The organism is Natronomonas aquatica (genome assembly GCF_024449025.1).
In the GTDB taxonomy this organism is placed as follows: Archaea; Halobacteriota; Halobacteria; order Halobacteriales; family Haloarculaceae; genus Natronomonas; species Natronomonas aquatica.
In genome coordinates this window covers 41,034-67,892 of record NZ_JAHLKM010000011.1, presented here as the reverse complement: position 1 = coordinate 67,892, position 26,859 = coordinate 41,034, and the positions used below count along the sequence as shown (strand labels likewise).

The following is a 26,859-nucleotide window of genomic DNA, read 5'->3' as shown; positions in this document are numbered from 1 at the left end:
GTTCGTAATGTAAAGTTCCTTAGTAAAGATAGTATGAAAATATGTCTGATATATTTATAGTATATAACGATTTCTATTAATCGAACACGAATTAGATAAATAAATATATCTTGCGCATTTATGTTATGTTATTTATTATATATCGATTGTAATCTTATATATTTGCTTGTTTTTCTATCCCCGAACGTAATCGTGTAACATAAAATAGTATTATTTTTATAGTATATTTCCGGTATCGTTCCCGGGGTCCCGGTTTCCCCGTTGGACCCTCGGGATCGTACCCCTCGATCCGGAGCGGAAGGTCTAGAACGGATCCTAGAGCGTTTTCCCTGCCGGACGCGACCGGAGGTTCGGACCCCACCCCGACTCGTCACGGATCGTCTCACGACCCGGATCGGTCACTCCATGTGGCTCTCCTATCGCGTCGCTTTCTTCCACTCGGCGAGTCCGAGGACCGCCTCGTCGACGGTCTCGGCATCCGCCTCTGTCGCTGCCCACCAGAACATCGGCGCAAGGTCGGCTGGATCCCTCCCGTCGCCCCCCGTCAGATCCGTCGCCACCCGACCGAGATCGAGGACGGCCGTCGACGTCCCCGATTCGGCGGAGAACTGGCGGGCGATCGCCTCGCTTCCGGCCTTCGAGACGGCGTAGACGCCGTAACCGGCGACCGCTTCCCGGGCGATCTGGCCCGAGGGGACGAACGCCCGGGCGTCGGTCGACAGGTGGGGTGCCGCCTCGCGGAACGTCGCGAAGACGCCGCGGACGTTCGTCCGGAGCGTATCGTCGAACGCCGAGTACGATTCGTCGGTGAGCGGGGTCTCGCCGGCAGTCCCGTGGTAGACGCCGGCGTTGGCGATCACACAGTCGATCCCCTCCGTCTCGCCCACCCGGGCGGCGGTCTCCATCAGCCGTTCGACGTCGAACTCGTCGCGGACGTCCGCCCGCACCGCAGTGATCGACCCGTCGGTCGCGTCGGTTCCGGCCGCGACTGCCTCAATTCCGTCCCGATCGCGGGCGCACGCCACGACGTGGACGCCGCGCTGTGCGAAGAGTTCGACGACCGCCCGACCGATACCGCGGGAACCGCCCGTGATGACTGCTGTGTCCATACTGGGTCCACGGCCGGCATCGTCAAGGTCGTTTCCCATTTGGCATCCTCCCGCGGCTTCACAGTGGTTGCTGAAACGAAGGCGCTGATAAATTCCGACGAAGCGATCACCGGATCCAACATCCGTGAGCCGGGTGTACAGGATCTTGAATCGCTCCCGTATTGTCGATGAGAAACGTTACCAATCGATTCAGCAGAATTATCAACGGATAGGTTTTCACTCGCTGCGTGTCATTTTCCGACACACCCGTTTTAATGTGATCGCCACTCGTATCGTAGAGTATGTCCCTCGATCGCTCGGTGGTAGTCGTCGGCTCCGGGTTCGGCGGCCTCTCTACGGCCTGCTATCTCGCCGACGCCGGCCTCGACGTCACGGTGCTGGAAAAGAACGACGGTCTCGGCGGTCGGGCCTCGGTACTCGAAGCCGAGGGGTTCCGGTTCGATATGGGGCCCTCCTGGTATCTAATGCCCGACGTCTTCGAGCGGTTCTTCGGGCACTTCGGGCACGAACCGTCGGATTTCTACGAGCTCGAGCCGCTCGATCCCCACTACCGGATCTTCTTCAAGGACGGCGATCGGATCGACGTCACCGGCGACCGCGGCGAGATGCGGACGCTCTTCGAGTCCTACGAGGAGGGCGCCGGCGAGGCGCTCGACGACTACCTCGGTACGTCCGAGGAACATTACGGGGTCGCGATGGAGAAGTTCATTTACAAAGACCGGCCCCGCCTGCGGGACTGGATCGACCTCGACGTGATGACCGCGGCGCCGGTCGGGTTGCAACTGCTCGGGACGATGGACGACTACGTCGCGAAGTACTTCGATAACCCGAAGCTCAGACAGATCATGCAGTATACGCTCGTCTTTCTGGGCGGCGCGCCGCACAACACCCCCGCGATCTACAACATGATGAGCCACGTCGATTTCAACCTCGGCGTCTACTACCCCGAGAACGGCCTCGCCTCGGTCGTCGACGCCTGCGTCGAGTTGGGCGAAGAAATGGGCGTCGAGTACGTGACCGACGCCGAGGCCACCGAGATCGTCAACCGCCGGGACGGCTTCACCGTCGAGTCCGAAGCCGGCGCGTTCGATGCCGACTACGTCGTCAGCAACGCCGACTACGCCCACACCGAACAGGAGCTGTTGCCCGAACACGAACGCCAGTACGACGCCGACTACTGGGACTCCCGTACCTACTCGCCGTCGGCCTTCCTCCTGTACCTCGGCGTCGAGGGCGACGTCGAGCCCCTGAAGCACCACACGCTCGTGTTGCCGACCGACTGGGACGGCCACTTCCAGCAGATCTTCGATGAGCCGGCCTGGCCCGAGGATCCGGCCTACTACCTGTGTGTTCCCTCGAAGACCGACGACGAGGTCGCCCCCGACGGTCACTCGAACCTCTTTGCGCTGGTCCCGATCGCGCCCGGCCTCGAGGACACCGACGAGGTCCGGACGTGGTACCGCGATCTCGTCCTCGATGACGTCGCCGAACACACCGGCGTCGACCTCCGGGACCGGATCGTCTTCGAGGAGACGTTCTCGATCACCGAGTTCGCGGATCGCTACAACAGCATGAAGGGGACGGCGCTGGGGCTCGCCCACACGCTCCGGCAGACGGCACTGTTCCGTCCATCGCACCGGTCGGAGGCCTGTCCCGGACTCTACTTTACCGGCTCTTACACCACGCCCGGGATCGGCGTTCCGATGTGTCTGATCAGCGGCGAACACACCGCCTCGGCGTTGCTCGACGACGCAGTATGACCGATCCGCTGTTGAACCGCATCCTGCCGAATCCCGACAGCACACCGGGGTATCTGCTTTGGCTCTCGCGGCCCCGCTTTTGGCTGTATCTGGCCGGCCCCGTCGTCGTCGGCGTCACCTACGCTGCCGGCGGTCCCGGGGACCTTTTCCGTCCGATCGCGGTCGCACTGTTCGCGTACTTCCTGTTTCCCGCCAACGTGTTCCTGTACGGCGTCAACGACCTCTTCGACGCCGATGTCGACGTCGAAAACCCGAAAAAGGACGATCGCGAGATCCGGTATCAGCAAGACAGGGCCGTCGGCGCTGTGATCGCTCTTTCGGGCCTGCTCGGGGGTCTGTTTCTTCCGTTCCTGCCGGCGGCCGGCGCCGTCGGGATGATCGGATTTCTGGCCCTCGCCGTCGAGTACAGCGCGCCGCCGCTGCGGTTCAAAACGACGCCGTTTTTCGATTCGCTTTCGAACGGGCTGTACGTCCTCCCGGGCGTCGTCGCCTACGCCGCCGTCGCCGGGGGAGCGCCGCCGGTCGCCGCCGTCGCCGGCGGGTGGCTGTGGGCGATGGGGATGCATACCTTCTCGGCGATTCCGGACATCGGACCCGACCGGGCAGCCGGGATCGAAACGACGGCGACGCGGCTCGGGAAAGCCCGCACCTACCTCTACTGTGGGGGCTGTTGGCTCGCTGCAGCCCTCGTCTTCGGGACTGTCCATCCCTTCTTCGCCGCCCTTCTCGGGATCTACCCGGTCTTCGTCGCCGTCGTCGCCGCGACGGATCTTCCGGTCGGGCGGGTCTACTGGTGGTTCCCGGCACTCAACACGGCCGTCGGGACGCTGTTTACGCTGGCCGGGCTGTGGGTGACTCTGTATGGCTAGTGTCGAGTTACCGGCCAGAGGGCGTCTCGAGCGGGAACTCGACGGGATCGTCGAGGACAACCGCTTTACTATCGCCGTCGTCTTTCCCGCCGTCGGCGCGGTCACCCTTCTGGCCTCCGCGGAGGCGTTGCTGCCCGGCCCGTTGAATTTCAATCCCTACTTGCTTCTGTTCGGCGTCGCGGTGATGCGGCTGCCGCTCGTGGCCGGCCTTGCGCCGCTTCTCACCCGGAAGGCGGCGGCCGGCCTTCTGGTCCTCTGTCTCTACACGTACGCGATCGAGTTCGTCGGCGTCCACACCGGCTATCCCTACGGGAGCTTCGGGTACGGCGTCGATCTGGGCCCGATGCTGGGCGGGGCCGTCCCGGCGGCGCTCCCGTTGTTTTTTATCCCGCTCGTCGTCAACGCCTACCTGCTGTGTCTGCTTCTCTCGGGTCGGGTCGCCCGGTCGGCCGCCATTCGGGTCCCGGCGGTCGCGCTCACCGTCGTCGGGATGGATCTCGTTTTGGATCCGGCGGCGGTTTCTGTAGGCTTTTGGGCGTACGACGGCGGCGGCGCGTACTACGGCGTCCCGTGGCTGAACTACCTCGGATGGACGCTGTCGGCGACCGTCGCCGTGACGCTTCTCGACGCGGCGTTCGATCGGAAGGAGATCCTACAGCGGCTCGAAAACTGCCGTTTCATGCTCGACGATCTGGTCAGTTTCGTTCTCCTGTGGGGCGCCGTCAACGCCTACTTCGGGAACTGGATTCCGGCGGCGCTGGCCGTCGGGTACGGGTACGGGTTGTGGCGGACCGATCGGTTCGATTTCCCCGAGCGGTAGCCGTCAGCTCGTCGGGATCGAGTTTTCCGGGCGGCTCTTCGGGACCGGCTCCTCGTCTACCATCGGAACCTCACTCACCTTCGCGAAAACGGTCTCCGGATCCTTCTTCCACGCCCAGTAGAGCCGCGTTTTGGCGACCAACGCGAGCTTGCGGACGGTCCCGAGCGATGGCGTCTCCGTCACCGTATCGTTGCCGTGGTTCCGAATGAGCCGGTGGTGATCCGCATAGAGGACCGCGGCCGTCAGTACCGGTAACTGACAGTCCGACGGGAGGTACTTGATGCCGGAAACGCCCTCCCGGTAGAGCCCCTCGGCCCGCCGGAGTTCCCGCTCGATGGCGGCGCCGATCTCGTTCGTGAACCGCCGGCGTTCGATGTCGGTCGGATCCGCACCGCAGGCCTCGAGCGTCGACTGGGGGAGGTAGATCCGATCCCTGTCGGCGATGTCCTCGCCGACGTCCCGGAGAAAGTTCGTCAGCTGGAAGGCTTCCCCGAGCCGGCGGGCCTTCGGGAGGGCCGTTTCGACGTCGTCGGCCTCCATGACGAGCGTCATCATGACCCCGACGGCGGCAGCCGACCCGCGCATGTACGACTCGAGTTCGTCGTAGGTCTCATACCGGGAGGTTTCGATGTCGGCCCGCATCGCCTCGATGAACACCTCGATCTCCTCGTCGGGGATCTCGTATCGCCGTCTGACCTCCGAGAACGCCGCGAGAACGGGATCGTCGGTCGGCTCCTGGCCGAGCGCGGCGGCTTCGATCTCGCGCAGTCGCTCGTGCTGTTCGGCCGGCGACAGCCCGTCGGGGTTGTCGACGACCTCGTCGGCGACCCGGAAGAAAGCGTACAGCACGTACGTCGGATGCCGGACTCGTTCGGGCAGCAGTCGCGTCGCGTAATAGAAGGTCTTCCCAGTCCGTCGGTGGATAGACTTGCTCTCTGCAAGCTGGGTCGGATCGACCATTTAGCGGTCTACTATAATGTCGGCAGTGTCTTATGTGTTTGTGACCCGGTAGTCTGGAGGATCGGCTCCCACAGACGGGAGCGAGGGGACCCACCAGGAGGCTATCAGACGGTCTGTGCCTCGTATTCCTCCGGCGAAAGCAGCTCCTCGAGGTCCGTCTCGTCGGTCGGCTCGATCTCGAGCATCCAGCCGTCGTCGAACGGATCGTCGTTTACCAGTTCGGGCGCGTCGACGAGGTCGTCGTTGACCGCCAGAACCTCTCCGGAGAGCGGCGCATAGAGGTCCGAAACCGCCTTGATCGACTCGATGACCCCGAACTCCTCGCCCTGTTCGATCCGTTCGTCCACCGACGGTAGCTCGACGAATACGATATCGCCGAGTTCGTCCTGTGCGAAGTCCGTGATTCCGATCCGAACGGAACCGTCCTCGTCTCTCGCCCACTCGTGGGTCTCCCGGTACCGGCAGTCGTCCGGTATCTTGAAGCTCATACCTCCAGTATCCGGCGAGGGGATTGTAGGGTTATCGGCTTCCGTATCGGGTCGTTTCCGACCCGACAGTTTTTATTTCGGCGTATCCCCGTCGTGTATCTGGAGGGGCTGTTGTTCGATATCACCGATCTCGGGCGGGAGGAACTCGATATCAAAGATCAGTAGAACGGCAGTTCCTCGACGACGGCGGGTTTCGTCTCGCTGCGGACGACGACCCCGATTTCAGTCCCGGGATCGGCGAACTCGACCGGGACGTACCCGAGCCCGATCGCCTCGCCGAGCGTCGGGCTCATCGTCCCGCTGGTGACGGTCCCGACGGGTGCGCCGTCCGCGCGGATCTCGTAGCCGTGGCGGGCGATCCCCCGTTCAGCGAGCCGGAATCCGACGAGTTCCTCCTCGGGGCCGGTCTCGGCGACGGCGGCCAGCGCGTCCCGGCCGACGAACGCCGTCCCGAGGTCGACGGCGAAGCCGATCCCCGCCTCGTAGGGGTTCCGGGGGTTCGTTTCGGGATCGAAATCCTGTCCCGAGAGGAGAAACCCGGCCTCGAGCCGGAGGGTGTCCCGCGCCCCGAGCCCGCAGGGCTGACACTCCAGCGCCGACCAGACGGCCCTCGAGTCGGCAGCGTCAAAGAGGAGTTCGACGCCGTCCTCGCCGGTATAGCCCGTCCGGGCAAGCAGACACGCGACGCCGGCAACCGACCGGGGTTCGACGGTGAACCGCGAGACCGAGCCGGGCGAGTCACACAGCCCACCGAGTAGATCGATCGCCTCGGGGCCCTGAACCGCGATCATCCCGTAGGATTCTGTCGCGTTCTCGACAGTCACGTCGAGGTCCCACCGGTCTGCGTACTCGACCCACCGGTCGTGCGTTTCGGCGTCGTGGCCCGCGTTGGGGACGAACAGGTACTCGGCGTCGGATCCCTCGGGGAGCCGGTAGACGACGGTGTCATCGAGCATGACGCCGTCCTCGTCGGTGATCGCGGCGTACTGGGCGTCGCCGGCCTCGAGGGCGGTCACGTCGTTCGTTGTCAACCGGTCCATCAGTGCCGTCGCGTCGGGACCCGAGACCTCGATCTCGCCCATGTGTGAGACGTCGAACTTGCCGACCGACTCCCGGACGGCCGTGTGTTCGGTCCGGATCGAGTCGAACTCGACGGGCATCTCCCAGCCGCCGAACTCGGTCAGTTTCGCGCCACGATCGGCGTGTGTCCCGCCGAGCGGCGGCGTTCGGAGCGACATGGCGGGTCTCTGTCCCCACGGAGTAAGTATTTATTTGTCGAGGGGGAGCCGAGACGGCGTATGGATCTGCTCTATCGAGTCTTCGGTCGGCTTTCCGATCGGTCCACGCGGGTCGGGATCTTCGTCGACGGCCCGAACGTCTTCCGGGAGGAGTTCGACGTCGACCTCGACGACCTCCGGGCGCTGGCCCGCGAGGAGGGGGTAGTCGCGGTCGCCCGCGTCTACGTCGACGAGAAGGCCGGCAGCGGGCTCGTTCAGGCGGCGGAGGCCCGCGGCTTCGAGGTCGTGACAACGAGCGGCGACGTCGACGTCAAACTCGCCGTCGAGGCCGTCGAGGCCGCCGTCGCCGGGCGGATCGACACCGTCGTCGTCGTCTCGCGGGACACCGACTTCAAACCCGCACTGGAGATCGCCGCCGAGCGCGGGCTCCGGACGGTCGCCGTCGCCCCCGGCACGCACGGCCGTTCGGACGCGCTCCGGAACGCCGCCCACCGCGAGGTCACCTTGGACTGATGGCGGGGATACCGTTACTGATCGGCGTCGGGATCGTCGGGACGGCGGTCGTGTGGGCCGGCTCCTCGGCGCTGGAACGCGCCTCGGACCGGCTGGGGCGACACTACGGCCTGCCGCGGTTGATACAGGGGACGCTCATCGCGGCGATCGGCTCGTCGGCGCCCGAGATCGCGAGCACCGTCATCGCGACGATCCGGTACGGCGAGTTCGAACTCGGCGTCGGCATCATCGTCGGCTCGGCGGTGTTCAACATCCTGGTCATCCCGTCGCTGTCGGCGCTTTTGGCGGACAGCCCGCTCGATACCGGCCGGGACGTCGTCTACAAGGAGGCACAGTTCTACATGCTCTCGGTCGCGGCGCTGTTTCTCGTGTTCGCCCTCGCCGTCATCTACTATCCGGTCGAAGGGGCGGAGTTCCGGGGCAACCTCACCCGGCCGCTCGCGTTCTCGTTGCTCGTCCTCTATGGGCTCTACGTCTTCGTGCAGTACCTCGACGTGAGCGAGGCCGACACGGAGACCGTCTCGCTTTCGCGACGGCCACTCCTCGTCGAGTGGACGCTTCTGATCGGCGGGATCGCGCTGATCATCGCGGGCGTCGAGGGGCTCGTCTTCGCCGCGGTCGGGCTCGGCGAGGCGTTCGGGACGCCCTCGTTCCTGTGGGGGCTGACCGTCGTCGCCGCAGCCTCGAGCCTCCCGGACGCGTTTATAAGCGTCGCCGCCGCCCGTATCGACGAGCCGGCGGTCTCGCTCGGGAACGTCCTCGGGAGCAACATCTTCGATCTGCTCGTCGCCATCCCCGCCGGGGTCCTGCTGGCGGGCACGACATCCGTCTCCTTCACCGCGGCGGTCCCGATGATGGCGTTTCTGATCGTCGCGACGGTGGTCCTCTTTACGTTCGCCCGGACGGGGATGACGATCACGAACGGCGAGGCGACGGCGATGCTCGCGCTCTACGGCGCCTTCATCGGCTGGCTCCTGCTGGAGAGCGTCGGTGCCGTCAACGTTCTGTAACAGTGCTGTTTTGCCCCCGGCCGCCGAACCGCCGTGTATGTACGACGGGCCGATCCTCGATGACCACCTCCATCTCGACCCCGTCAACGGCCGGGGAGTCGAGGCCGCCGCCGACTTCGCGGACGCCGGCGGAACACACCTGAACGTTCTCAACAAACCCTCCTGGGACCTCGTCGGCGAGGTCGACGACGCCGAGGGGTTCCGGGAGGCGTTCGAACTCACAATCGAAGTGACCGAGCGGGCCGACGACCGGCTACCGGGGCGGGCCTGGCCCGTTCTGGGCGTCCATCCGGCGCTCGTCTCGCAGCTCGTCGAACGCGGCTACGAGCCAGAGGGGGCAGCGGACCTCATGAAGGCCGGGATCGACGTCGCCGCCGGGTACGTCGCCGACGGGCCGGCGCTCGCGATCAAGTCCGGGCGCCCCCACTACGAGGTCGACGAGGCGGTGTGGGCGGCCTCGAATTCGGTCATGCGGCACGCCTTCGCTCGCGCCGCCGAGGTCGGCTGTGCCGTCCAGTTGCACGCCGAGGGCGGCGAGGATTTCACGACGGTCGCCGAGTGGGCCGAGGCCGAGGGACTCGCCCGCGATCGGGTCGTCAAACACTACGCCGGCGGGTACCTCGAGGGGCCGCTCCCGAGCGTGATCGCCCACAAGGACGAACTCGAACGCGCCTGCGGGAACGATCGCCCCTTCCTCATGGAGACGGACTTCATCGACGATCCGGACCGCCCGGGGGCGGTGTTGGGCCCGAAGACCGTCCCCCGGCGGACCCGGTGGCTCGCCGAATCGGGCCACGAGGACGCGTTACGTCGGGCCCACGTCGAGACGCCGGCCAGCGTCTACGGGGTCGACACCGAGGCGACGCTGTCGGGCGACGCCCGATGAGGGCGGGACCGGGGACGGGCGCGTCCGGACCGACGGCCGACCGTTAGCGTTTTCGAAGTCGATGCGGAACGTCGGGGTATGGCGACCGTCCGGGACATCCGAGCGAAGGCGGGCGAGGAACCGATCACGATGGCGACGGCGTACGACGCTCCCGCCGCCGAAGTTCTCGAAGCGACCGGTGTCGATATGACCCTCGTCGGGGACAGCCTCGGGAACACGACGCTCGGGTACGAGACGACGCTGTCGGTCACCGTCGAAGACATGGCGAGACACGTCGGCGCCGTCGTCCGTTCGAGCGAGGATCTCCTCGTCGTCGCCGACATGCCGTTTCTCTCCGTCGGCGTCTCGACCGAAGAGAGCGTCCGGAACGCCGGCCGGATGCTCAAAGAGGAGGGCGCCGACGCGGTCAAACTCGAAAGCGGGCCCCACACCGTCGAGTTGACCGAACGGCTGGTCGAGTTGGGGATCCCGGTGATGGCTCACCTCGGATTGACGCCCCAGCGCGTCAACGAGTACGGCGGCTACCCGAGACAGGGGACAGACCTGGAGGGAGCCGAGGAGATACTCGAGCTGGCAAAGGCCCACGAGGCGGCCGGGGCGTTCTCGCTCGTGCTCGAACACGTCCCCTCGAACCTCGCTTCGGCGGTGACGGAGGCGCTCGAGATCCCGACGATCGGGATCGGGGCCGGGCCGGACTGTGACGGACAAGTGCTCGTCTTCCACGATATCGTCGGGCTGAGCGAACGGTCGCCGCCGTTCGCAAAGCAGTACGGGGACGTCCGCGAACGGATGGCGGAGGCGATGGCGGCGTACGTCGAGGAGGTCGAAAGCGGCGACTTTCCGGGAGCGGAACACAGCCACGAGACCGAAGATCTCGGCGATCTCGACGACCTGTACTGACCTGCCCTCCCGGCCGCCGGGATGTCAGGTCTTCGACTCCACGTCTCCCGGCGTTCCCCACGCGATCGCCTCGGGACCGTGCTTTTTATCCCCCCGAACCGAACGGCGCGCCATGACGGACTACGAAACGCTCGCGGACCTCCGACGGCGACTCGAAACGGGCGAGGAGACGACCGCCGGGTACCTCGGGACGCTCAGAGAGCGCTTCGAAGCGACCGAACCCGAGATCGAGGCGTTTCTCGACGAGGCGGACCGCTGGGGGCGGCTCGAAACGGTCGCGGCGGAGCGGGAAGCGCGGTTCCGGGAGGACCGTCGTCCGGCGCTGTTCGGCGTTCCGGTCGGGGTCAAAGACATCTTCCACGTCGACGGGTTCGAGACCGAAGCCGGATCGGACGTCCCGCCGGAAGCGCTTTCGGGCCTCGAATCGGCGGCGGTGACCGCGTTGAACGAGGCGGGCGCGTTCGTCCTCGGGAAAACCGTCACGACGGAGTTCGCGTACTTCGAGCCCGGGCCGACGCGAAACCCCCACGACACCGACCACACGCCCGGCGGCTCTTCGAGCGGTTCGGCCGCGGCCGTCGCGGCGGGGCTCTGCCCGCTGGCGCTCGGTAGTCAGACGATCGGATCGGTCAACCGACCCGCCGCCTTCTGCGGCGTCGTCGGCGTGAAGCCGAGTTACGGCCGGATCCCGATCGGCGGCGTGATGCCGGTCGCCCCCTCGGTCGATCACGTCGGCTACTTCACGCGGGACGTCCACGATGCCGAACTCGCTGCGGGAGTGCTCTACGACGAGTGGCGCGCCGGGTTCGACCCGGAGACGCGGCCGACGATCGGCGCCGTGACCGGCCCGTACCTCGAGCAGGCCTCCGAGACCGGCCGGGATCACTTCGAGGATCACGTTCGACGCCTCCGGGAGGCGGGATTCGACGTCGAGCGGCTCGATCTGTTCCCGAACATCGAGACGATCAACCGACGGCACAACCGGCTCGTCGCCGCGGAGACGGCCCTCTCTCACGACGAGTGGTTCCCGGCGTACGGCGACCGGTACGCCGAACAGACCCGCGAGTTGATCGTCGACGGGCGTGATCTCGATGTCGGCTCGCTCGCCGACGCCCGCGCCGGACGGTCGTCGCTTCGGGAGGCCGTCCACGAGGCGATAGAGGGGGCGGCCGTCGACGTGATCGTCAGCCCGAGCGCGCCGGGGCCGGCCCCCGAGGGGCTCGAATCGACCGGCGATCCGGTGATGAACCTCCCGTGGACACACGCCGGGCTGCCGACGGTGACGCTGCCTGCCTCAAGGACCGACGACGGGCTGCCGATCGGGCTACAGTGTACCGCCCGTTTCGGCGCCGACGAGTGGCTGCTCGGGTGGTGTGAGTCGCTGTCGGCGGCGCTTGGGGGGTCGGCTACCGCGGCCTGACCGATCAGCTATCGCTCTCTCTGTCCCAGTGATCGGGCGCCTCCGATCGCTCCCGGTCGCGGAGTTTCTGTTTCTGGATCTTCCCGGTCGGCGTGTAGGGGAACTCCTCGACGAACTCGACGTATCGGGGGATCTTGAACGAGGCCAACCGCCCCCGGCAGTGCTCGACGATGTCCCCGGGACCGATCTCGCGGTCGTGCTTCGTCCGGACGAGCGCTTTCACCACCTCGGTGTAGAACTCGTCGGGGCTGGGGATGACCGCGACCTCTTCGACCGCATCGAGCGATTTGATGACGCCCTCGACCTCGTACGAGGAGATGTTCTCCCCGCCCCGGCGGACGATGTCCTTCTTGCGGTCGAGGAAGTAGACGAACCCGTCCTCGTCGACCTTGCCGTAGTCGCCGGTGTAGAACCACCCGTCTTCCATCGCCTCGGCGGTCTTTTCGGGCTGGCCGTGATACCCCGCCATCAGCGCGGGACACTGCTGGATTATCTCGCCTTTCTCGCCGGTCGGCACCGGGTTGCCGTCGTCGTCGACGACGTCGATCCGCTTTTCGGCCGGCGGGAAGCCGATGCTTCCGATGCGCCGTTTCTCCGGATCCGTGGGGTTGAGCATCAAAAGCGGGTCCTCGGTGAGCGAGTAGCCCTCGACGACGCGCAGATCGAACCGCTCCTCGAAGGGCTCGATGAGTTCGGCGGGGGTGCCCGCCGAGAAGACGAACTCGACGGGGTTGTCGGCGTCCGATTCCGACTCGGGGAGGTTATCGAGCATCTTCAGCATGCTCCCCATGGCGTTGAACTCGGTGACGCCGTGTTCGCGGCACCAGTCCCACCAGCGCGAGGAGGAAAAACGATCGTAAATGACGACCTCGGCGCCGGCGGCGGCGGCCCCGAGCGTCGAGTAGATCTGTGCGTTGGCGTGAAACAGCGGCAGAGCGGTAAAGAGCGTGTCCTCGTGAGTAAAGCCCATCCGTTTCTGGAAGTCGATGGCGCTTATCGTCCAGTTTTCGTGTTGACACTCGACGGCCTTCGGCGGCCCGGTCGTCCCCGAGGTGTACATGTGCAGGCCGACCGTCCCCGCGTCGCCGTCGTGTGGGTCGATCTCCGCCGGCTGGTCGGCCGCAAGCGCCGGCAGCGATTCGTACTCCTGGCCCGCGGCATCCTCGGTCAGCAGGATGCGCTCGACGCTGGTTCCCTCTGCGGCCTCGGTCGCGGTATCGAGAAGCGCCGGCGTCGTCACGAGGATCTCCGGCGTCGAGAGGTCGATTGAGTGTTCGAGTTCGGCGGGCTGGTACTCGGGGTTCGAGGGGGCGGTCACGCTGTCGAGATACGCGTTCGCGAAAAAGCAGAAGAGAAACGGCGGGCTGTTGGGCAAAAAGAGGCCGACACGGTCGCCGGCCTCGACGCCCAGCCGCTCGAGGGCGTTGGCGTACCGCTTTGCCGTCGCGGCAGTTTCCTCGTAGGTAAAACTCGCATCCGGAAACGTCACGAAGGGCTTTTGGGGCGTCTTCTGGACCCTGGTCTCGAGGAGGTCGTCGATGCGCATCATGCGATGGCCGGGGTTGGTCTGGCCCGCATATGTAGATTATCGTTTTTCGTGATGGTTTCGACCGTCGGTATCGGTTTCCGGTATCGTTCCGATCGGCGACCGTGGGGACTGGTGTCGTAAACCTAAAGAGTCAAACCAACCTTTTTACCAGCAAGATGACTACGGGATACGTTTCTGTCGTTCCGGAGGTGGATACATGGGTGTCGAAATAAGGGAATCGCCCGTCTCCGAGGAGGAGTTCGAGGCGATGAAGCGGTTCGTCCACGATTATCTGGCCGCCAGCGTCGAGGGCGAAACCGAGGGCGGCCGCATGCGGTGGTACCCCTGGCACTCGGCGGAGTACCGGTACAACCACATCCGTAACGTCGCCGAACTCGGCGCCGAGATCGCAAGACGGGAAGGGGCGAACGTCGACGTGACGCGCGTCGCCGCCCTCTTTCACGACATCGCGAAACTGGAGGCCGACCAGGACGTCCACGCGGAGGCGGGCGCCCGCATCGCCCGGGAGTACATGCAATCGCGCACCGACTACCCCGAGTCGTTCGTCGAGCAGGTCTGTGAGGCCGTCGCCGATCACTCCTACGGGGGCGATCTCGCCGACGTCCCACTGGAGACACGGTGTCTCATGGAGGCCGATCTCCTCGATAAGGTCGGCGCCAACGGGACGACGCTCATGCTCCTGCGGATGGGGTACGAGTCCCGGACGCATATGGACGCAAACGAGATGGTCGGCCGCGTCCTCGAACGCGGCGAGGACGCCGTCGAACGCGTCCGCTCGGAGACGGCAAAAAGCATCGCCCACCAGCGGCTCAAACGCGTCCGCTGGTTCAAAGAATGGCTCGAGGACGAGATCACCGGGATGGATCCGATCGGACCGGAGGACGGCTCAACGTAAGAGCACGTCGAGGAGGAAGTAGGCCCCGAAGCCGGCCAGGACGACCGCGCTCCCGTAGGCGACGACCGGCGCCAGCCGCTCGGTCCGGGACTCGGCGGCCGTGAGCGCGGCCGGAAAGCCGACGATCCAGCACGTGATCCCACCGAAGAGCCCGACGAGCAGCGCCGGGTGTCCGGTCTCGACGACGACCAGCCCCTCGAGCATCTCGCTCGCGTACGCAAGCACGTCGACGCGGCCGGGCGTCAACAGCCCGACGCCGACGGTGAGCCAAAAGAGGATCTGGTAGGGGTTGCTCAACGAGAGGACGAACGCCTTCGAAAAGCCCCGGCTCTCCGGGACCGAGACGGCCCGGAACTGTCGTCTGGCGTCCCGGACCGCACCGTAGGCGAAATACAGCATCAACACGCCGCCGACGAGAAACATCGCGTCCTGTACCCGGGGGACCCGCCGGACGAACGCCACGGCGCCGGCAAGCGCCAAAAGGAAGAACACGGCGTCGGCGGTCATCGCACCGAGGCCAGCCTTGAACCCGGCGACCCACCCCCGGAGGACGGACTCCTCGGCGATGATCGCGTTCATCGGACCGGGCGGGGCCGCGAGCGCGAGGCCGAAGACCACGCCCGCGGCGAACGTCGCGAGAATCGTCATCGGCGCCCAGTTTTGCCGGGGAGATCAAAAGGCTGGCGTGGTGAGAACCCGTGGCACGGATGACAGTTCGGCGCCGCGAGCGGTCCGATCCGGCGGCGTCAGATGCCCTGGCTCATTAGCCGGCTACGGACGATATCGGCGTCCTTGTTCCCGGTAGCGGTATTGAGGATCACGACGGTGTCGTCGGCGCCGAATGCGCCGCGGTCGGCCAGCTCCCAGGCTCCGGCGGCGGCGGTCCCGCAGGCGACCGACACCTCCAGTCCCTCGTGTTGAGCGACGGTCGCGGCGCTGTCCATCAGGTCCTGATCGTCGACGGCGACGCCCGCCCCGCCGCTGGCCCGGACGGCCTCGACAGCCGGAAGCCCGCCGGCCGGATCCGGGATCTCGAGGCTCCCGACGACCGTATCGGGGATCTCCCAGGGTTCAGGATCCTCGCCGGCCTCGAGTGCCTCGACGACGGGGGCACACCCGTCCGGCTGGGCGGCATAGAGCCGCGGGGTCCCGGCGACGAGTCCGAGGTCGTCGAACTCCCGGGCCCCCTTCCAGAGCCCGGCGATCGTCGCGCCGTGGCCGACAGGGGCGAGGACGGCGTCGGGGGCGCTCCAGTCGAGCGTCTCGGCGATCTCGTAGTAGATCGGCTTCGTCCCCTCGTGGCGGAACGGGGATCCGAAGGGCGCGGCCGGGAACCACGTCTCCTCGTCGGCGGCCGGCATCGACTCGCGTTCCTCCTCGTAGGCCGCCTTCGCGTCGTCGAACCGCCCCTCGACGACGCGCATGTCGCCGCCGTGGACGTTGATCATCGCCTTGTTGATGAACGTCGCCCGGCTCGGGACGAACGACCGCGAGAGCAGGCCGGCGCGGGCGGCGTAGGCGGCCGCCGACTGGCCGCCGTCGCCGGTCGTCGGCAGCGCCAGCGTGTCGGCGTCGGCACGGACGGCGGCCTCGGCGACCAGCGCCAGCCCGCGGTCGGTGACCGTCCCGGTCGGGTTCTGTGCCTCGTTTTTTATCAGGACGCGGCCGACGTCGAGTTCGTCGGCCAGACGCGGGGCTCCGACCAGCGGCGTCGCCCCCTCGCCGATCCCTTCGGGGACGAACGGCAGGAGTTCTCGGTGCCTCCAGCCGCCGGATCGCCCCTCGAACGTTTCCCGAGAAAGGTCGGCCGGGAGGTCGTACTCGGCGTCGAGCGTCCCGCCGCAGTCGGGACAGCGGGTCGCACCCTCGTCAGTAACCGTCGTTCCACAGTCAGTGCAGCGGAACCCCTCGAAACACGTCATACCGGTCGTTGGACCGCCGCGGGCAAAGCCCTGTCCGTTGCGGTCGATGGACCGGATTCGCCGATCCCGGGAAAGCCGTTATTCGAGCGATTTCGCGCGGTTCTGGAAATCGCCGCCGCACTCCGGGCACTCGCCCGGGTGCGTCTCGGCTCGGACGATCTTTCCGCACTGCAGACATTCGTATTCGGAGGATATCTCGGCCGTGTCGTGCTCGACGTCGTGCCCTTCAGGCATGAATACCCGTTCGGTCTCCACCTATTTATATATTAATTATATAGTGTGTATTATTGTCATGGTGGTACATATTAATTTACTGTGCAAGCGGCGACAGAACCGGCCGACCGACGGAAACCGGTTTGTCGATCCCGCCCGAACGGGGGAGTATGTACGCCGTCGTCGTCGGTGGCGGCCTCGCCGGGCTGGTCGCCGCGCGGCATCTCGCCGAGGCCGGCCTCGAAGTGGAACTGCTCGAGCGCCGCGATCGGGTCGGCGGTCGCGTCCGGACCCGGACCGTAGAAGGGTTCACCCTCGATCGGGGCTTTCAGGTGCTTTTCACCACCTATCCGGCCGCGAGGCGCGAGCTCGATTACGACGCCCTGGATCTCCGATCGTTCGCATCCGGCGCGACGATCGCCCGGCCGAACCACCGCTCGACGCTTTCGGACCCGCTCGCGGACCCCCTGGAGGCGCTGCCGACGCTTCTGAACGACGACGTCAGGATCGCCGATCTGCTCCGACTGTTCAGACTCCAGCGTGCGCTCCGGCAACGCGGGACGGACGATATCCTCTCGAACCCTAACGTACCCGAAGGCGAAACCGAGCCGACGATGCGGGAGTACCTCGCCACGCTCGGGTTTTCGACGGCCTTCGTCGAGCGGTTCGCCGAGCCGTTCTACGGCGGCATCACGCTCGATCGGTCGCTGGAAACGTCGAGTTCGGTTTTCGAGTACACGTTCAAGGCTCTCTCGGAGGGCGAGACAGTCGTGCCGGCAGAGGGGATGGGCGCGATCCCCGAACAGCTCCACGATCGGGCCCTCGGGGCGGGTGCGACCGTCGAGACGGGCGTCGAAGTCACTGATCTCGTGACGAACGACGGCGGCGTGGCGGTCGCAACCGACAGCGGCGATCGGTCGCCGGACGCCGTCGTCGTCGCGACGGATCCCGTGGCTGCGGGCGAGTTGACCGGCGTCGGGACGCCGACCGAACCGAAAGCCTGTACGACGGTCCACTGTTCGCTGCCGGCTCACCAGGCGCTGGATACGGGCTCTAAAATCGTGCTGAACGCGGCCGACGCCCGCCCGAACACGGTCGCGCCGATGAGCGCCGCCGCCCCGGAGTACGCTCCCGACGACAGACAGCTTTTGAGTGCGACGTTTCTCGACGTTTCGGAGGACGACGACGAACTGGAAGCGACGGTCAGGGGGGCGCTTTCCTCGTGGTTCCCCGAGAACCACTTCGGTGGCCTGGAGGTCGTCGGTGTCGACCGGATCGAGTTCGCTCAGTTCGCCCAGCCGCCGGGCTTTCGCGAGGGGCTGCCCGCTGTCGACGCCCCGACTGGCCCCGTCTTTCTTGCGGGCGATTACACCGAGTGGTCCTCGATCCAGGGGGCCCTCGAGAGCGGCCGAAACGCGGCGCGGGCGCTGCTCGACGACGTGGAGGCTTGACATCCTCCTCCGCGTGAACGCGGAGGAATCCCGAGCGTTGGGAGTTTCAGGTTTAACAGTTCCACCGAACAACCAGGCAGTGCGAATCTGGCGGGTTGTTCGCGGTCTGAGTTGGGTGGGACTGCTGGCGGTGCCAAGCCGCCGGTACTCCTATTCTCGACCGGTGTATGGCGTCCAAGTGTTGTTTTTGCCACGGGGACGCCAGCAGGCGTCAGCGAACTTGGAGTTACTTTCGTGTTGGTTGCAAGCAGTCGGGCACAGCATCGGTTCATTGTAGGAACCGACCGTTCACCGGACTGGTTCCGATGATTGTCTCATTGCTTGGGGCGGACAGGCCGCCATCGTAGGAGCGGTGGGAATCGCTCTGTTCCCAGCAGATTCCTGATTTATTGTATGGTTGCCTGTCAATTAAACGTGGGGGTTTGAAAATTGAATCGATCGGCGACAGTGGGGTTTTGGAGGGCGTGACGGCACGTATCCACGGCCTGAAGGCCGTGGTATTGCGCCTGCTCAGCGTATAACCACCGACCGGCGCGATCGCTCACAGGTGCCGCCGAAACTCGTCCAGCGGCGGGAAGGTATGGGTCTCCCCGCTCTCGTCGTCGTAGACGATCGGTCTGAGCGAGCCGACGTCGGTAACGAGCGGCGACTGAAACGCCGCCGCCGACATTCCGTTGACACGGACGCCGGCCGGCAGCCGGCTGAAAGACGGCAGCATCAACAGGCCCGCCCCCTCGTACTGGTCGGGCCCGTACAGATAGCAGGGCCGCCGGAGCCCCTCGATCTCGATCGTCGGGTGGTCGTGGCCGACGACGTACCACTCGGCGTCGGCCGCCGGCGGGACGTGCCCGTGGGTAACGACGACGCCCTGATCGTCGGGTCGGTACTCCGACGTGATCGCTCCCTCCCAAAGTTCCTCGAGCATGGTGTCGTGGTTGCCGGGTGTTACGACCATCCGACAGCCGGCGTCGGCGGCGAGCCCCGAAAGCGTCCGGACGGTGTCCGCCGCGCCCGTCGGGATCCGATCGAACGAGTGCAGGAGGTCCCCGGCGACGATCGTCGTCGACGGCTCGTAGAGCTCGAGAAGCCCCGCGAACCGCGAGGTGAGATCCTCGTGTTCGCCGAGCCGGAGTTCGACATCCGAGGCGGCATCGCGCCCGACGTGGAGGTCCGCACAGACGAGCGTCCCCGACTCCGGGATATAGACCGCCCGATCGTGGGGCCGAAACTCCATACCGAAGGGTCGGCCCCGGCCGGGAAAGCGCTGACGGGACGGTAGCGGGAACACACGGCTGTCCGAGTCGCCGAGGTTTATAAACGATCGCCCCCAGAGACCGGTATGGTCGACGTCCTCGACAACAAACGGGCCGCGACGAAGTTCCGCGTGCTCGTCGAGATCGCCGAACGGCAGCCGGCGGTGAACCAGGGCGAGATCGCCGACGCCGTCGGCGTGACGAGCCAGGCCGTCTCGGAATACATCCGGGAACTCGTCGATGAGGGACTCGTCGAGAAGGAAGCCCGCTCGCGCTACCGGGTGACAAAGCGGGGCGTCGACTGGCTCTTCCAGCAGGCCTCCGACGTCCGCCGCTTTGCCGATCACGTCACCGAGGACGTTCTCGGGAGCATGCAGGAGGACGCCGCTTTCGCGACCGACGAGATCGAGACCGGCGAGACGGTCTCGCTTTCTATCGAGGACGGGTTGTTGCACGCCACGCCGGGCGAGGCGGGGCCGGCGACCGGCGTCGCGACCACGGACGCGGCGGGGGGAGAGGTCGTCGGCGTCACCGGCTTCGCCGGCATTATCGACCTCGATCCCGGCGATGTGACGGTATTTCAGATCGCGCCGATCCGGTCGGGGACGCCGGAGGGATCGGAGGGACTCGCAGAGGCCGCCGCCGAAGCCGACCTCGTGACGGCCGCCGGCGTCGAGGCCGTCGCCACCCTCAGAGAGTCTGGCGTCGACCCCGAGACGACCTTCGCCGCCGGCGCTGTCGCCGCCGCCGCCGCCGGGCGGGGGCTCGACGTCGTCGTCGTCGCGACGACGGATCTGGCGGGACGGGTGACAGACGCGCTCCGGGACGCCGGCCTCGCCTACGAGGTTGACGATATTTGAAACCCGGCCGCGCTACAGGGCGTCCCCGAAGTCGTACCAGCCGGGCGCTTTGCCGACGAGCCACTCGGCTGCGTCGACGGCGCCGGCGGCGAAGACGCGCCGGGATTCGGCGCGATGGGTCAGCGTCAGCACCTCGTCGTTACCCGCCAAGAGCAGTTCGTGTTCGCCACGGACGTTCCCGGCCCGCCGGACGTGGACCCCGATCTCGGAGTCCTCGCGGGGATGGTCACCCTCGCGGCCGTGGGTACGGTCCAGTTCCGTTTCGCGGGCCTCGTCGACGGCGTCGAGGATCGCGTTGGCGGTGCCGCTCGGGGCGTCACGCTTGCCGTTGTGGTGGGTCTCGGTGAGTTCGATATCGTACTCCGGGAGCGCCTCGACGCCGGCCGCGACGACCTCCAAAAGCGCCTGCACGCCGCGGGCGAAGTTCGAGGCCTTCAATACCGGAATCGTCTCGCTTGCGTCCCACAGGGCGTCGAGGCCGGCCTCCTCGAATCCGGTCGTCCCGACGACGTAGGGGACGCCCGCCTCGGCGACGGCCTCGGCGTGGGCTCTGCTCGCCTCGGGGACGGTGAAGTCGATGACCGCGTCGGCCTCGACGAGCAGTTCGGGGAGCTTTTCGTTCGGATAGACGCGGACGTCCTCGATCGAGTCCGAGGAGGTAGCCACCCCGACGACGTCGTGACCGCGGCCGCCGGCCTCGGCGACGATCTCGCCGCCCGTCCGACCCGTGGCACCGACGACGACGAGCCTCATCGTTCGAGGTCCTCGAGGACGGCACGCAGCTGCTCGCGGTGCTCGGGGCGGAGCCGGCTCAGCGGCGAGCGCATCGTCGCCGGGTGGATCCCGCGCATCTCCATGGCCTCGTTGATCGGGATCGGGTTCGTCTCGACGAAGAGCGTCCGGAAGAGGTCGCCGAGTTCGTACTGGAGCTGTCGAGCGCGATCGAAGTCGCCGGCCAGCGCCGATCCGACGAGTGCGACGGTGGGTTCGGGCTCGACGTTCGCCGCGACGCTGATACAGCCCGATCCCCCCAGGCTGACGGTCGGCAGCGTGAGGGCGTCGTCGCCCGAAAGCACCTCGAAGTTCTCCCCTCGGGTGCGCTCGATGACCTCGCCGATCCGGCCGAGATCGCCGCTTGCGGCCTTGTACCCGACGATGTTTTCGTGTCCGGCCAGCGAAACCGCCGTCTCGACGGCGACGTTCCGGCCGGTCCGGCTGGGAACGTTATAGACGATCTGGGGGAGATCGACCGCGTCGGCGATCGTCCGGAAGTGGTGCTCCATGCCCTCGGGTTCGGGCCTGTTGTAGTACGGCGAGATCAAAAGCAGGCCATCGGCGCCGGCATTCGCGGCTCGCTCGGAGAGATCGAGCGCCTCGCGGGTGTTGTTCGACCCCGAACCGGCGATGACGGGGACGTCGTCGACCGCGTCGATGACAGTCTCGACGACATCGATGTGTTCGTCGTGGGTCATCGTGGCCGATTCGCCGGTGGTGCCGACGGGGACGAGCCCGTCAACGCCGGCGGCCTCGAGTCGCTGGGCGTGTGCGCGGAGCGTTTCGTGGTCGATACTCTCGTCGTCGTCGAACGGCGTCGTCATCGCGGGGAAGACGCCGGTGAACGTGTTGTGTGTCATTATGGTGGGTGGATATCGTCGATAGTTTCGAGCCGAACGTCCGTCGGTTCCGACCTCCGACGGGACGCCACACCCGCCGGAGACCGCCCTATGGACGTTTGGCCTTTTTCGGAGAAGAGCCGACGTGCTCCGGGGGGCTCGTCTTCGACCCGGCGAGCACGTGACCTCGCATGTCTACAACCGCAACGTCGACCAACTTATGTGTTGTGAGTTTTCCGTGTGCTTTGATAACGTATATGTCAGAAACCATTTTATCGTCAGATCCCTACCCGTTCGAACGCATGAACCACACCGGACTCAAAGTACGGATGGCCGTCGTCGGGAGCATCCTGTTTGCCTTCTATGCCCTCTTGGCGATAGTCGCCGTCGAAGCGTTCGGCGTCTCGATCCCGCTCGTTCTGCTTGGAACCGTCGCCTTCGGAGGATTTCAGTACGTCATCGGCAAGAAGATCGCGCTGTGGAGCGCCGGCGCCGAGGACATGCCCGAGGATCGCTACCCCGAGATCCACCGCGCGGTCGAGCGGTTCGCCGACGACATGGACCTCGAAAAGCCCCGGCTGATGGTCGCGGATATGGGGATGCCCAACGCCTTCGCGGTCGGCCGCCGCGGCGCCGGCGTCGTCGTCGTCTCCTCGGAGCTGATCCGGCTGCTCGACCGCGAGGAGTTGGAGGGCGTTCTCGCCCACGAACTCGCCCACATCGACAACCGTGACGTGGTGACGATGGTGATGGGCCAATCGATCGCTTCGATGCTCGGGATGGCGGCGTACTTCGCGATCGCTTTCTCGCGGGACGGGGGGATCGGGAACATCGTCCTCGGCTATCTGGCCAGTATCGCCGTCCAGATGGTCGCGATGGTGTTCGTGCTGGCGATCTCGCGGTACCGCGAGTACGTGGCCGACGCCGATGCCGCCGAACACGTCGGCGGCGACGCGATGGCCCGCGCGCTGGGGAAGATCTCGACCGCCAGCGAGGGCTCGAACGCCGAACTAGACGACAACGTCGCCGCACTGTGTATCTTCGGCGGCGAGCGCTCGGCGCTCCAGCGGCTCTTTGCGACGCACCCGCCGATCGAAAAGCGGATCGAAGCCGTCCGGGACGTCGAGCGAAGCTACTACTGACGTACGTCTCCGGGCAGTCCCCCTTCGGACGGTCCTGCCGACGAAACCGAAACGTTCGGCCTGCCCGTCGGGGCTTGAGTCCCGAACCGGAGAGCAGCTGTATCGCTTTTATCTCCGAAATTCGGCGCCGTCTCGCGTATACACACCATCAGGCGGGCCGTTCGAAGGTGAGCATCCGTCGGGGATTGGTCTCCGTTATCGTCTCGAACTCCTCGCGGCTCAGCCCGTGGTGTTCGAGCATCGGGCGGACGTTCTCCAGCAGGTGGCTGTACCCGAACCCGCCGTACGCCGTCCGCTGGATCTTCATACAGACGTCGTGAGAAAACAGGAGGTGATCGAGATAGCCGTCCGCTACGAGATCGAGTACCGCGTCGATGCGCTCGGGATCGGAGGGCCATCCGTTGTCGAACTTCTCCTGATGGAAGTCCGTCCCCCAGAGGTCGTACTCCAGGTAGGCCCCCCGATCGGCGACCTCCCGCTGGTACTCCAGGGAGTCGGGATCGAACTCGAACCGCGTCCGGTCCATGTGGCTGATGACGACCCGCTCGGCGGAAAGCCCCTCGTCTTCGAGGATATCGAGGACGTCGAGCGCCCACTTCGAGGAGGGGTACGTATAGTCCTGGTGGGCGGTCGGACGCCGACCCGGCGGGTGGACGTTCAACGGCGCTCCGGTCCGGAGGGCGGCGCGGGCGCCGGCCCGCAGTACCGTCTCTTCGTCGGGCTCGACCCGGTTACTAACGCCGATTTCCCCCACGAGACCCGCCCGGACGTCGGTCTCGCCGATGCCGTTTCGGACGTCGGAGACGAACTCGTCGGCCAGATCGTCCACGCTCGCCTCCGAGACGCGGTCCGGATGGCCGCCCCGGGTGTAGAAGGCGGTCCCATGGACGAAGTGGAGTCCGGTCGCCCGGGCGACCTGCCGTACGCGCTTTGGGTCCTCGCCGGTGTTTTTCGGCGTCACGTCGACGACCGCGCCGCCGCCGGCGTTCCGGAACCGGGTCAGTTCGTCGACGGCCTCCTCGACGGAATCGAGCCGCCCGTTGGCCCTGTTGTTCAGCGGTTCGCGCCGGATCCGATGGAGGTTCGACAGCGTGACCGGCTCGCGGCTGAGCCGACGGTCCACCGTCGACGTGGGCTGGTCGAACCACGCGTCCGTGAGGTCGATGAAGGTATGCTCGTGGGGGAGCGTCACACCGAGATCCGACGGGTCGATCCGCCCCTCGACGGTCACGACGGTTCCCGTGTCCTGAGACATGATAGCATTGCCCACGTCTTCGAATAAATAGGTTTCGCCCCTGTTGCGACTGGGGCCCGCCGCTGCAGCCCCGGTTTAATATAGCTACACGGTAATAACCCCGGTATGACCATCGTCGCTGCGGTCGAGGACGGTCCCGGAACGCATCGGATTCTCCAGCAGGGTCGGGAGCTGGCAGAGGCCTTCGACGAGGAGTTACACGTCATCCACGTACAGGGACAGTACGAATCCACCGAAGAGATCCGTCGGGAATCACAGTCTAACCCGGGCGAGAGCATCGATGCCGATACACCAAAACAGTACGCACGCGAACAGGCCAGAAAGCTCAGTGCGGACGTCCTCGAAGAGTTCACCGCCGTCGGACGCGTCGGCTACCCCGCCCAGGAGATCCTCAAGTACGCCGACGAACAGGACGCCCGATACCTCGTCATCGGAGGACGAAGACGCTCGCCGGTCGGGAAGGTCCTGTTCGGCAGCGTCACGCAGGCGGTACTGCTCGAAGCCGACTGTCCGGTCGTCTCCGTTCGCGTCGAGGAATCCGATTGAGTTCCGGACGGGGTCCGATCGCGCCCCGGGTCGTGTGAACGCCCGGGTCGGCCCGTCGTTTCAGTAGCTTCCGGATCGGGGGACGAGGGCGGGGAGTGGTGAGGTCAGTCCTCGCCTTCAGCGTCACCGTCGTCTTCGCCTTCGCTTTCCGATCCGCTCTCGGTGGATTCTCCGACGCCACCGAGGAACAGCGGCGACAGGAGCGACAGCGCCGCCAGCCCGAGGATCGCCGCCGCGATCGGGTCCTGGATGAAGATCGACCAGGACCCACTCGACAGTTCCAGCGAGCGGCGGAGGTTCTCCTCGGCGATCGGTCCGAGGATCATACCGAGCACCATCGGCGCGAGGGGGTACCCGTCCTCGCGCAGCAGAAAGCCCAGTATACCCGCCGCGACCATCGCCCACACGTCGAAGAGGTTCCCGCGGAGCGCGATCGACCCGAGGACACACAGCACGAAGATCACCGGCCAGAGGTACTGCTGTGGGAAGCTGATGATGCGCGCCCACGCTCGCGCGCCGAGCAGTCCGGCGAGCAGGATGACGACGTATACCGTAAAGAACCCGACGAAGATGGCGTACACCAGTTGCGGTTCCGTCCGGAACAGCCGGGGGCCGGGACGCAAGCCGTGGACCATGAGCGCGCCGATGAGGATGGCCGTGACGGAGTCGCCCGGGATACCGAGAGTGAGCGTGGGAACGAGCGCCCCGCCGGTACTGGCGTTGTTCCCGGACTCGGCGGCGGCGACACCGTTGATGTTGCCCTCGCCGAACGGCGGTTTGGCGTTCGATATCCAGCGTTTCGCCTCGTTGTACGTGACGAACGAGGCGATGTCACCGCCCGCACCCGGGAGCGCCCCAATGAACGTTCCCACGAAACTCGAGGCGAGCGTGACGTTTCGGATCTTCTGGAGGTCGCCGATGCTCGGCCAGATGTTCGTGAAGTTCTGTTTCACCTCGGTGTCGCGGAGCGTCTTGGCGTACCGGGAGAGCCCCTCGGCGATGCCGAACAGCCCGATCATGATCGCGATGAACTGGAAGCCGGCCGAGAGCTGTGTGTACCCGAAGGCGAACCGGGGGAACCCCTGCATGGGGTCGAGACCGACCGTCGCGAGCAACATCCCCAACAGCCCGGAGATCATCCCCTTCACCACAGAGTCGCCGCTGACCGACGAGATGATGGTCAGTCCGAAGAACGCGAGCGCGAAGAACTCCGGCGACTGGAAGTTCAGGGCGATCTCCGCGATCTCCGGCGCGAGGAAGGTGATGATGACGACGCTCGTGGCGCCGCCGATGAACGAAGCCACGGTCGCGATACCGATCGCATAGCCGGCCCGGCCCTGCTGTGAGAGCGGGAAGCCATCGAAGATCGTCGCGGCGGCGCTCGGCGTCCCCGGCGTCCGGATGAGTATCGCGGGGATGGAACCGGCATAGAGGGCTCCCCCGTAGATACCCAAAAGGAGCATCATCCCCTCGGCGGGCTGCATCCCGAAGGTGAACGAGACGAGCACGGCGACGGTCATCGTCGCCGTCATCCCGGGGATCGATCCCATGATGATACCGAGCGTGACGCCGATGAGGATGAGCAGGAACGCGAACGGCTGAAAGACGAGTGCTGCACCCTGAATGACCCCGTTGACGAACCCGAGGGTCATTCAGCCGATCACCCCGACAGCGAGCGGTAGCGGGGGGAGCAGCCTGGCGACCGAAAAGAAGGGGTTTTCCGGGAGACGAACGCGGAGGAACGCCCCGAACGCATAATAGAGGACGATCGGGACCAGCGCCGAGACGGCCGTGATCCTGATAGGGTTCGTTCCGCCCGAGTAGCGGATCGTGGCCGCGAGAAACAGCGCCGTTCCGATCAGGAACCCGAGATACGACATCGTGAGAACGTACGCTACGATCAGCGCCGAGACGGTCGCCACCCGCTTGGCCGCCGGGATCGTGACCTCGTGGGTCGTCGTCTCGCCCCTATAGAGGCTCCGTCCGATCTGTATCAGAGCGAAGATCGAAATGAGCGTGACGATCACCCGGGGGTACGACCCGGGGCCGGTTTCCGTCGGCGGTTCCGGAAACTGCCCGGATATGTAGAACACGGCGACCGACAGTGCCAAGAACAGTACTGCGCCGACCTTCTCCGTATGTTTAATTTCGACTGCCATGATATGTTACTCCCCTTCAGGGAAAACT

The 26,859-nt window shown here is 65.9% G+C and carries 27 protein-coding genes; 13 read left to right on the top strand and 14 right to left on the bottom strand.

Going from position 1 to position 26,859, the window contains the following annotated elements:
* Window positions 1–416 precede the first annotated feature (416 nt).
* On the bottom strand, window positions 417–1,148 hold the full coding sequence (locus KM295_RS09725; RefSeq protein ID WP_418904781.1) for an SDR family oxidoreductase: 732 nt from the start codon (window positions 1,146–1,148) through the stop codon (window positions 417–419).
* Between the two features lie 242 nt (window positions 1,149–1,390).
* On the opposite strand from KM295_RS09725, the gene KM295_RS09720 reads away from it, so the two are divergent.
* From KM295_RS09720 to cruF, 3 genes are read left to right on the top strand one after another with little or no spacing between them, the layout of a single operon-like run.
* Window positions 1,391–2,869 (top strand): phytoene desaturase family protein, encoded by a 1,479-nt coding sequence (locus tag KM295_RS09720; RefSeq protein ID WP_256029756.1) that lies wholly within the window; start codon window positions 1,391–1,393, stop codon window positions 2,867–2,869.
* The gene (locus tag KM295_RS09715; protein WP_256029755.1) at window positions 2,866–3,738 is read left to right on the top strand and encodes a prenyltransferase; all 873 of its coding nucleotides are present in this window, start codon (window positions 2,866–2,868) and stop codon (window positions 3,736–3,738) included. Before KM295_RS09720 ends, KM295_RS09715 begins: the two co-directional genes overlap by 4 nt.
* Complete coding sequence (gene cruF / locus KM295_RS09710) at window positions 3,731–4,558, top strand: bisanhydrobacterioruberin hydratase (protein ID WP_256029754.1); 828 nt, start codon at window positions 3,731–3,733, stop codon at window positions 4,556–4,558. The genes KM295_RS09715 and cruF overlap by 8 nt, the downstream gene beginning before the upstream one ends.
* Window positions 4,559–4,561: 3 nt before the next feature.
* Here cruF and KM295_RS09705 read toward each other — a convergent pair whose 3' ends face one another.
* The 3 genes from KM295_RS09705 to gcvT all read right to left on the bottom strand — a co-directional run bounded on the left by KM295_RS09705 (window position 4,562) and on the right by gcvT (window position 7,244).
* Window positions 4,562–5,518 carry a phytoene/squalene synthase family protein gene (locus KM295_RS09705; RefSeq protein ID WP_256029753.1) on the bottom strand — a complete coding sequence of 319 codons (957 nt, stop codon included), beginning with the start codon at window positions 5,516–5,518 and terminating at the stop codon, window positions 4,562–4,564.
* 104 nt (window positions 5,519–5,622) lie between these two features.
* Window positions 5,623–6,006, bottom strand: coding sequence for a glycine cleavage system protein GcvH (gene gcvH, locus KM295_RS09700; protein WP_256029752.1), 384 nt, complete (start codon window positions 6,004–6,006; stop codon window positions 5,623–5,625).
* 158 nt (window positions 6,007–6,164) lie between these two features.
* Entirely contained in the window at window positions 6,165–7,244 is a 1,080-nt protein-coding gene (gene gcvT, locus KM295_RS09695; protein ID WP_256029751.1) for a glycine cleavage system aminomethyltransferase GcvT, read from the bottom strand.
* 60 nt (window positions 7,245–7,304) lie between these two features.
* Between gcvT and KM295_RS09690 the strand changes: the two genes are divergently transcribed.
* The 5 genes from KM295_RS09690 to KM295_RS09670 all read left to right on the top strand — a co-directional run bounded on the left by KM295_RS09690 (window position 7,305) and on the right by KM295_RS09670 (window position 11,973).
* Window positions 7,305–7,757, top strand: a complete 453-nt coding sequence (locus tag KM295_RS09690; protein WP_256029750.1) for an NYN domain-containing protein — start codon at window positions 7,305–7,307, stop codon at window positions 7,755–7,757.
* Window positions 7,757–8,767 carry a sodium:calcium antiporter gene (locus KM295_RS09685; RefSeq protein WP_256029749.1) on the top strand — a complete coding sequence of 337 codons (1,011 nt, stop codon included), beginning with the start codon at window positions 7,757–7,759 and terminating at the stop codon, window positions 8,765–8,767. Before KM295_RS09690 ends, KM295_RS09685 begins: the two co-directional genes overlap by 1 nt.
* 37 nt (window positions 8,768–8,804) lie before the next feature.
* A complete protein-coding gene (locus tag KM295_RS09680; RefSeq protein ID WP_256029748.1) occupies window positions 8,805–9,653 on the top strand; it encodes a TatD family hydrolase in 849 nt (282 codons plus the stop codon).
* A 78-nt stretch (window positions 9,654–9,731) separates the two neighbouring features.
* Window positions 9,732–10,553 (top strand): 3-methyl-2-oxobutanoate hydroxymethyltransferase, encoded by an 822-nt coding sequence (panB, locus tag KM295_RS09675; protein ID WP_256029747.1) that lies wholly within the window; start codon window positions 9,732–9,734, stop codon window positions 10,551–10,553.
* A 112-nt stretch (window positions 10,554–10,665) separates the two neighbouring features.
* The gene (locus KM295_RS09670) at window positions 10,666–11,973 is read left to right on the top strand and encodes an amidase (RefSeq protein ID WP_256029746.1); all 1,308 of its coding nucleotides are present in this window, start codon (window positions 10,666–10,668) and stop codon (window positions 11,971–11,973) included.
* 4 nt (window positions 11,974–11,977) lie between these two features.
* Here the strand turns inward: KM295_RS09670 and KM295_RS09665 are convergent, their stop codons facing one another.
* Window positions 11,978–13,522, bottom strand: coding sequence for a class I adenylate-forming enzyme family protein (locus tag KM295_RS09665; protein WP_256029745.1), 1,545 nt, complete (start codon window positions 13,520–13,522; stop codon window positions 11,978–11,980).
* 196 nt (window positions 13,523–13,718) lie between these two features.
* On the opposite strand from KM295_RS09665, the gene KM295_RS09660 reads away from it, so the two are divergent.
* A complete protein-coding gene (locus tag KM295_RS09660) occupies window positions 13,719–14,417 on the top strand; it encodes an HD domain-containing protein (protein ID WP_256029744.1) in 699 nt (232 codons plus the stop codon).
* On the opposite strand, the gene KM295_RS09655 is transcribed toward KM295_RS09660, so the two are convergent.
* The 3 genes from KM295_RS09655 to KM295_RS09645 all read right to left on the bottom strand — a co-directional run bounded on the left by KM295_RS09655 (window position 14,409) and on the right by KM295_RS09645 (window position 16,573).
* Window positions 14,409–15,065, bottom strand: a complete 657-nt coding sequence (locus KM295_RS09655; protein ID WP_256029743.1) for a LysE family translocator — start codon at window positions 15,063–15,065, stop codon at window positions 14,409–14,411. The genes KM295_RS09660 and KM295_RS09655 overlap by 9 nt on opposite strands.
* Window positions 15,066–15,163: 98 nt before the next feature.
* Entirely contained in the window at window positions 15,164–16,339 is a 1,176-nt protein-coding gene (locus tag KM295_RS09650) for a threonine synthase (RefSeq protein ID WP_256029742.1), read from the bottom strand.
* A gap of 78 nt (window positions 16,340–16,417) precedes the next feature.
* Window positions 16,418–16,573, bottom strand: a complete 156-nt coding sequence (locus KM295_RS09645; protein WP_256029741.1) for a rubrerythrin-like domain-containing protein — start codon at window positions 16,571–16,573, stop codon at window positions 16,418–16,420.
* 149 nt (window positions 16,574–16,722) lie between these two features.
* On the opposite strand from KM295_RS09645, the gene KM295_RS09640 reads away from it, so the two are divergent.
* Window positions 16,723–18,003 carry an NAD(P)/FAD-dependent oxidoreductase gene (locus tag KM295_RS09640; protein ID WP_256029740.1) on the top strand — a complete coding sequence of 427 codons (1,281 nt, stop codon included), beginning with the start codon at window positions 16,723–16,725 and terminating at the stop codon, window positions 18,001–18,003.
* A 541-nt stretch (window positions 18,004–18,544) separates the two neighbouring features.
* Here KM295_RS09640 and KM295_RS09635 read toward each other — a convergent pair.
* Entirely contained in the window at window positions 18,545–19,237 is a 693-nt protein-coding gene (locus KM295_RS09635) for a metallophosphoesterase (protein ID WP_256029739.1), read from the bottom strand.
* Between the two features lie 105 nt (window positions 19,238–19,342).
* Between KM295_RS09635 and KM295_RS09630 the strand changes: the two genes are divergently transcribed.
* Complete coding sequence (locus KM295_RS09630) at window positions 19,343–20,116, top strand: DUF7839 domain-containing protein (protein WP_256029738.1); 774 nt, start codon at window positions 19,343–19,345, stop codon at window positions 20,114–20,116.
* A gap of 12 nt (window positions 20,117–20,128) precedes the next feature.
* On the opposite strand, the gene dapB is transcribed toward KM295_RS09630, so the two are convergent.
* Both dapB and dapA read right to left on the bottom strand, forming a co-directional pair.
* A complete protein-coding gene (gene dapB / locus KM295_RS09625; RefSeq protein ID WP_256029737.1) occupies window positions 20,129–20,869 on the bottom strand; it encodes a 4-hydroxy-tetrahydrodipicolinate reductase in 741 nt (246 codons plus the stop codon).
* Window positions 20,866–21,750, bottom strand: a complete 885-nt coding sequence (dapA, locus tag KM295_RS09620; protein ID WP_256029736.1) for a 4-hydroxy-tetrahydrodipicolinate synthase — start codon at window positions 21,748–21,750, stop codon at window positions 20,866–20,868. The genes dapB and dapA overlap by 4 nt, the downstream gene beginning before the upstream one ends.
* 281 nt (window positions 21,751–22,031) lie before the next feature.
* On the opposite strand from dapA, the gene KM295_RS09615 reads away from it, so the two are divergent.
* A complete protein-coding gene (locus KM295_RS09615; RefSeq protein ID WP_256029735.1) occupies window positions 22,032–22,871 on the top strand; it encodes a M48 family metalloprotease in 840 nt (279 codons plus the stop codon).
* A gap of 148 nt (window positions 22,872–23,019) precedes the next feature.
* Here the strand turns inward: KM295_RS09615 and KM295_RS09610 are convergent, their stop codons facing one another.
* On the bottom strand, window positions 23,020–24,126 hold the full coding sequence (locus tag KM295_RS09610) for a phosphotriesterase family protein (protein ID WP_256029734.1): 1,107 nt from the start codon (window positions 24,124–24,126) through the stop codon (window positions 23,020–23,022).
* Between the two features lie 105 nt (window positions 24,127–24,231).
* Here KM295_RS09610 and KM295_RS09605 point away from each other — a divergent pair, with 105 nt between their 5' ends.
* Entirely contained in the window at window positions 24,232–24,672 is a 441-nt protein-coding gene (locus KM295_RS09605; protein ID WP_256029733.1) for a universal stress protein, read from the top strand.
* Window positions 24,673–24,776: 104 nt separating this feature from the next.
* On the opposite strand, the gene KM295_RS09600 is transcribed toward KM295_RS09605, so the two are convergent.
* Entirely contained in the window at window positions 24,777–26,324 is a 1,548-nt protein-coding gene (locus tag KM295_RS09600) for a tripartite tricarboxylate transporter permease (protein ID WP_256029732.1), read from the bottom strand.
* Window positions 26,325–26,831, bottom strand: a complete 507-nt coding sequence (locus KM295_RS09595) for a tripartite tricarboxylate transporter TctB family protein (protein WP_256029731.1) — start codon at window positions 26,829–26,831, stop codon at window positions 26,325–26,327.
* Window positions 26,832–26,859: the final 28 nt, after the last annotated feature.

What these genes read in the sequence shown, in the direction of transcription:
- KM295_RS09645 (WP_256029741.1), bottom strand. Translation starts at nt 16,573, where the DNA reads ATGCCTGAAGGGCACGACGTCGAGCACGACACGGCCGAGATATCCTCC.
- KM295_RS09600 (WP_256029732.1), bottom strand. Translation starts at nt 26,324, where the DNA reads ATGACCCTCGGGTTCGTCAACGGGGTCATTCAGGGTGCAGCACTCGTC.
- KM295_RS09720 (WP_256029756.1), top strand. Translation starts at nt 1,391, where the DNA reads ATGTCCCTCGATCGCTCGGTGGTAGTCGTCGGCTCCGGGTTCGGCGGC.
- KM295_RS09705 (WP_256029753.1), bottom strand. Translation starts at nt 5,518, where the DNA reads ATGGTCGATCCGACCCAGCTTGCAGAGAGCAAGTCTATCCACCGACGG.
- KM295_RS09610 (WP_256029734.1), bottom strand. Translation starts at nt 24,126, where the DNA reads ATGTCTCAGGACACGGGAACCGTCGTGACCGTCGAGGGGCGGATCGAC.
- gcvT (WP_256029751.1), bottom strand. Translation starts at nt 7,244, where the DNA reads ATGTCGCTCCGAACGCCGCCGCTCGGCGGGACACACGCCGATCGTGGC.
- KM295_RS09690 (WP_256029750.1), top strand. Translation starts at nt 7,305, where the DNA reads ATGGATCTGCTCTATCGAGTCTTCGGTCGGCTTTCCGATCGGTCCACG.
- KM295_RS09665 (WP_256029745.1), bottom strand. Translation starts at nt 13,522, where the DNA reads ATGATGCGCATCGACGACCTCCTCGAGACCAGGGTCCAGAAGACGCCC.
- KM295_RS09685 (WP_256029749.1), top strand. Translation starts at nt 7,757, where the DNA reads ATGGCGGGGATACCGTTACTGATCGGCGTCGGGATCGTCGGGACGGCG.
- KM295_RS09630 (WP_256029738.1), top strand. Translation starts at nt 19,343, where the DNA reads ATGGTCGACGTCCTCGACAACAAACGGGCCGCGACGAAGTTCCGCGTG.
- KM295_RS09615 (WP_256029735.1), top strand. Translation starts at nt 22,032, where the DNA reads ATGAACCACACCGGACTCAAAGTACGGATGGCCGTCGTCGGGAGCATC.
- dapA (WP_256029736.1), bottom strand. Translation starts at nt 21,750, where the DNA reads ATGACACACAACACGTTCACCGGCGTCTTCCCCGCGATGACGACGCCG.
- KM295_RS09640 (WP_256029740.1), top strand. Translation starts at nt 16,723, where the DNA reads ATGTACGCCGTCGTCGTCGGTGGCGGCCTCGCCGGGCTGGTCGCCGCG.
- dapB (WP_256029737.1), bottom strand. Translation starts at nt 20,869, where the DNA reads ATGAGGCTCGTCGTCGTCGGTGCCACGGGTCGGACGGGCGGCGAGATC.
- KM295_RS09605 (WP_256029733.1), top strand. Translation starts at nt 24,232, where the DNA reads ATGACCATCGTCGCTGCGGTCGAGGACGGTCCCGGAACGCATCGGATT.
- KM295_RS09680 (WP_256029748.1), top strand. Translation starts at nt 8,805, where the DNA reads ATGTACGACGGGCCGATCCTCGATGACCACCTCCATCTCGACCCCGTC.
- KM295_RS09715 (WP_256029755.1), top strand. Translation starts at nt 2,866, where the DNA reads ATGACCGATCCGCTGTTGAACCGCATCCTGCCGAATCCCGACAGCACA.
- KM295_RS09650 (WP_256029742.1), bottom strand. Translation starts at nt 16,339, where the DNA reads ATGACGTGTTTCGAGGGGTTCCGCTGCACTGACTGTGGAACGACGGTT.
- KM295_RS09595 (WP_256029731.1), bottom strand. Translation starts at nt 26,831, where the DNA reads ATGGCAGTCGAAATTAAACATACGGAGAAGGTCGGCGCAGTACTGTTC.
- KM295_RS09660 (WP_256029744.1), top strand. Translation starts at nt 13,719, where the DNA reads ATGGGTGTCGAAATAAGGGAATCGCCCGTCTCCGAGGAGGAGTTCGAG.
- KM295_RS09635 (WP_256029739.1), bottom strand. Translation starts at nt 19,237, where the DNA reads ATGGAGTTTCGGCCCCACGATCGGGCGGTCTATATCCCGGAGTCGGGG.
- KM295_RS09655 (WP_256029743.1), bottom strand. Translation starts at nt 15,065, where the DNA reads ATGACGATTCTCGCGACGTTCGCCGCGGGCGTGGTCTTCGGCCTCGCG.
- cruF (WP_256029754.1), top strand. Translation starts at nt 3,731, where the DNA reads ATGGCTAGTGTCGAGTTACCGGCCAGAGGGCGTCTCGAGCGGGAACTC.
- panB (WP_256029747.1), top strand. Translation starts at nt 9,732, where the DNA reads ATGGCGACCGTCCGGGACATCCGAGCGAAGGCGGGCGAGGAACCGATC.
- KM295_RS09670 (WP_256029746.1), top strand. Translation starts at nt 10,666, where the DNA reads ATGACGGACTACGAAACGCTCGCGGACCTCCGACGGCGACTCGAAACG.
- KM295_RS09725 (WP_418904781.1), bottom strand. Translation starts at nt 1,148, where the DNA reads ATGGGAAACGACCTTGACGATGCCGGCCGTGGACCCAGTATGGACACA.
- gcvH (WP_256029752.1), bottom strand. Translation starts at nt 6,006, where the DNA reads ATGAGCTTCAAGATACCGGACGACTGCCGGTACCGGGAGACCCACGAG.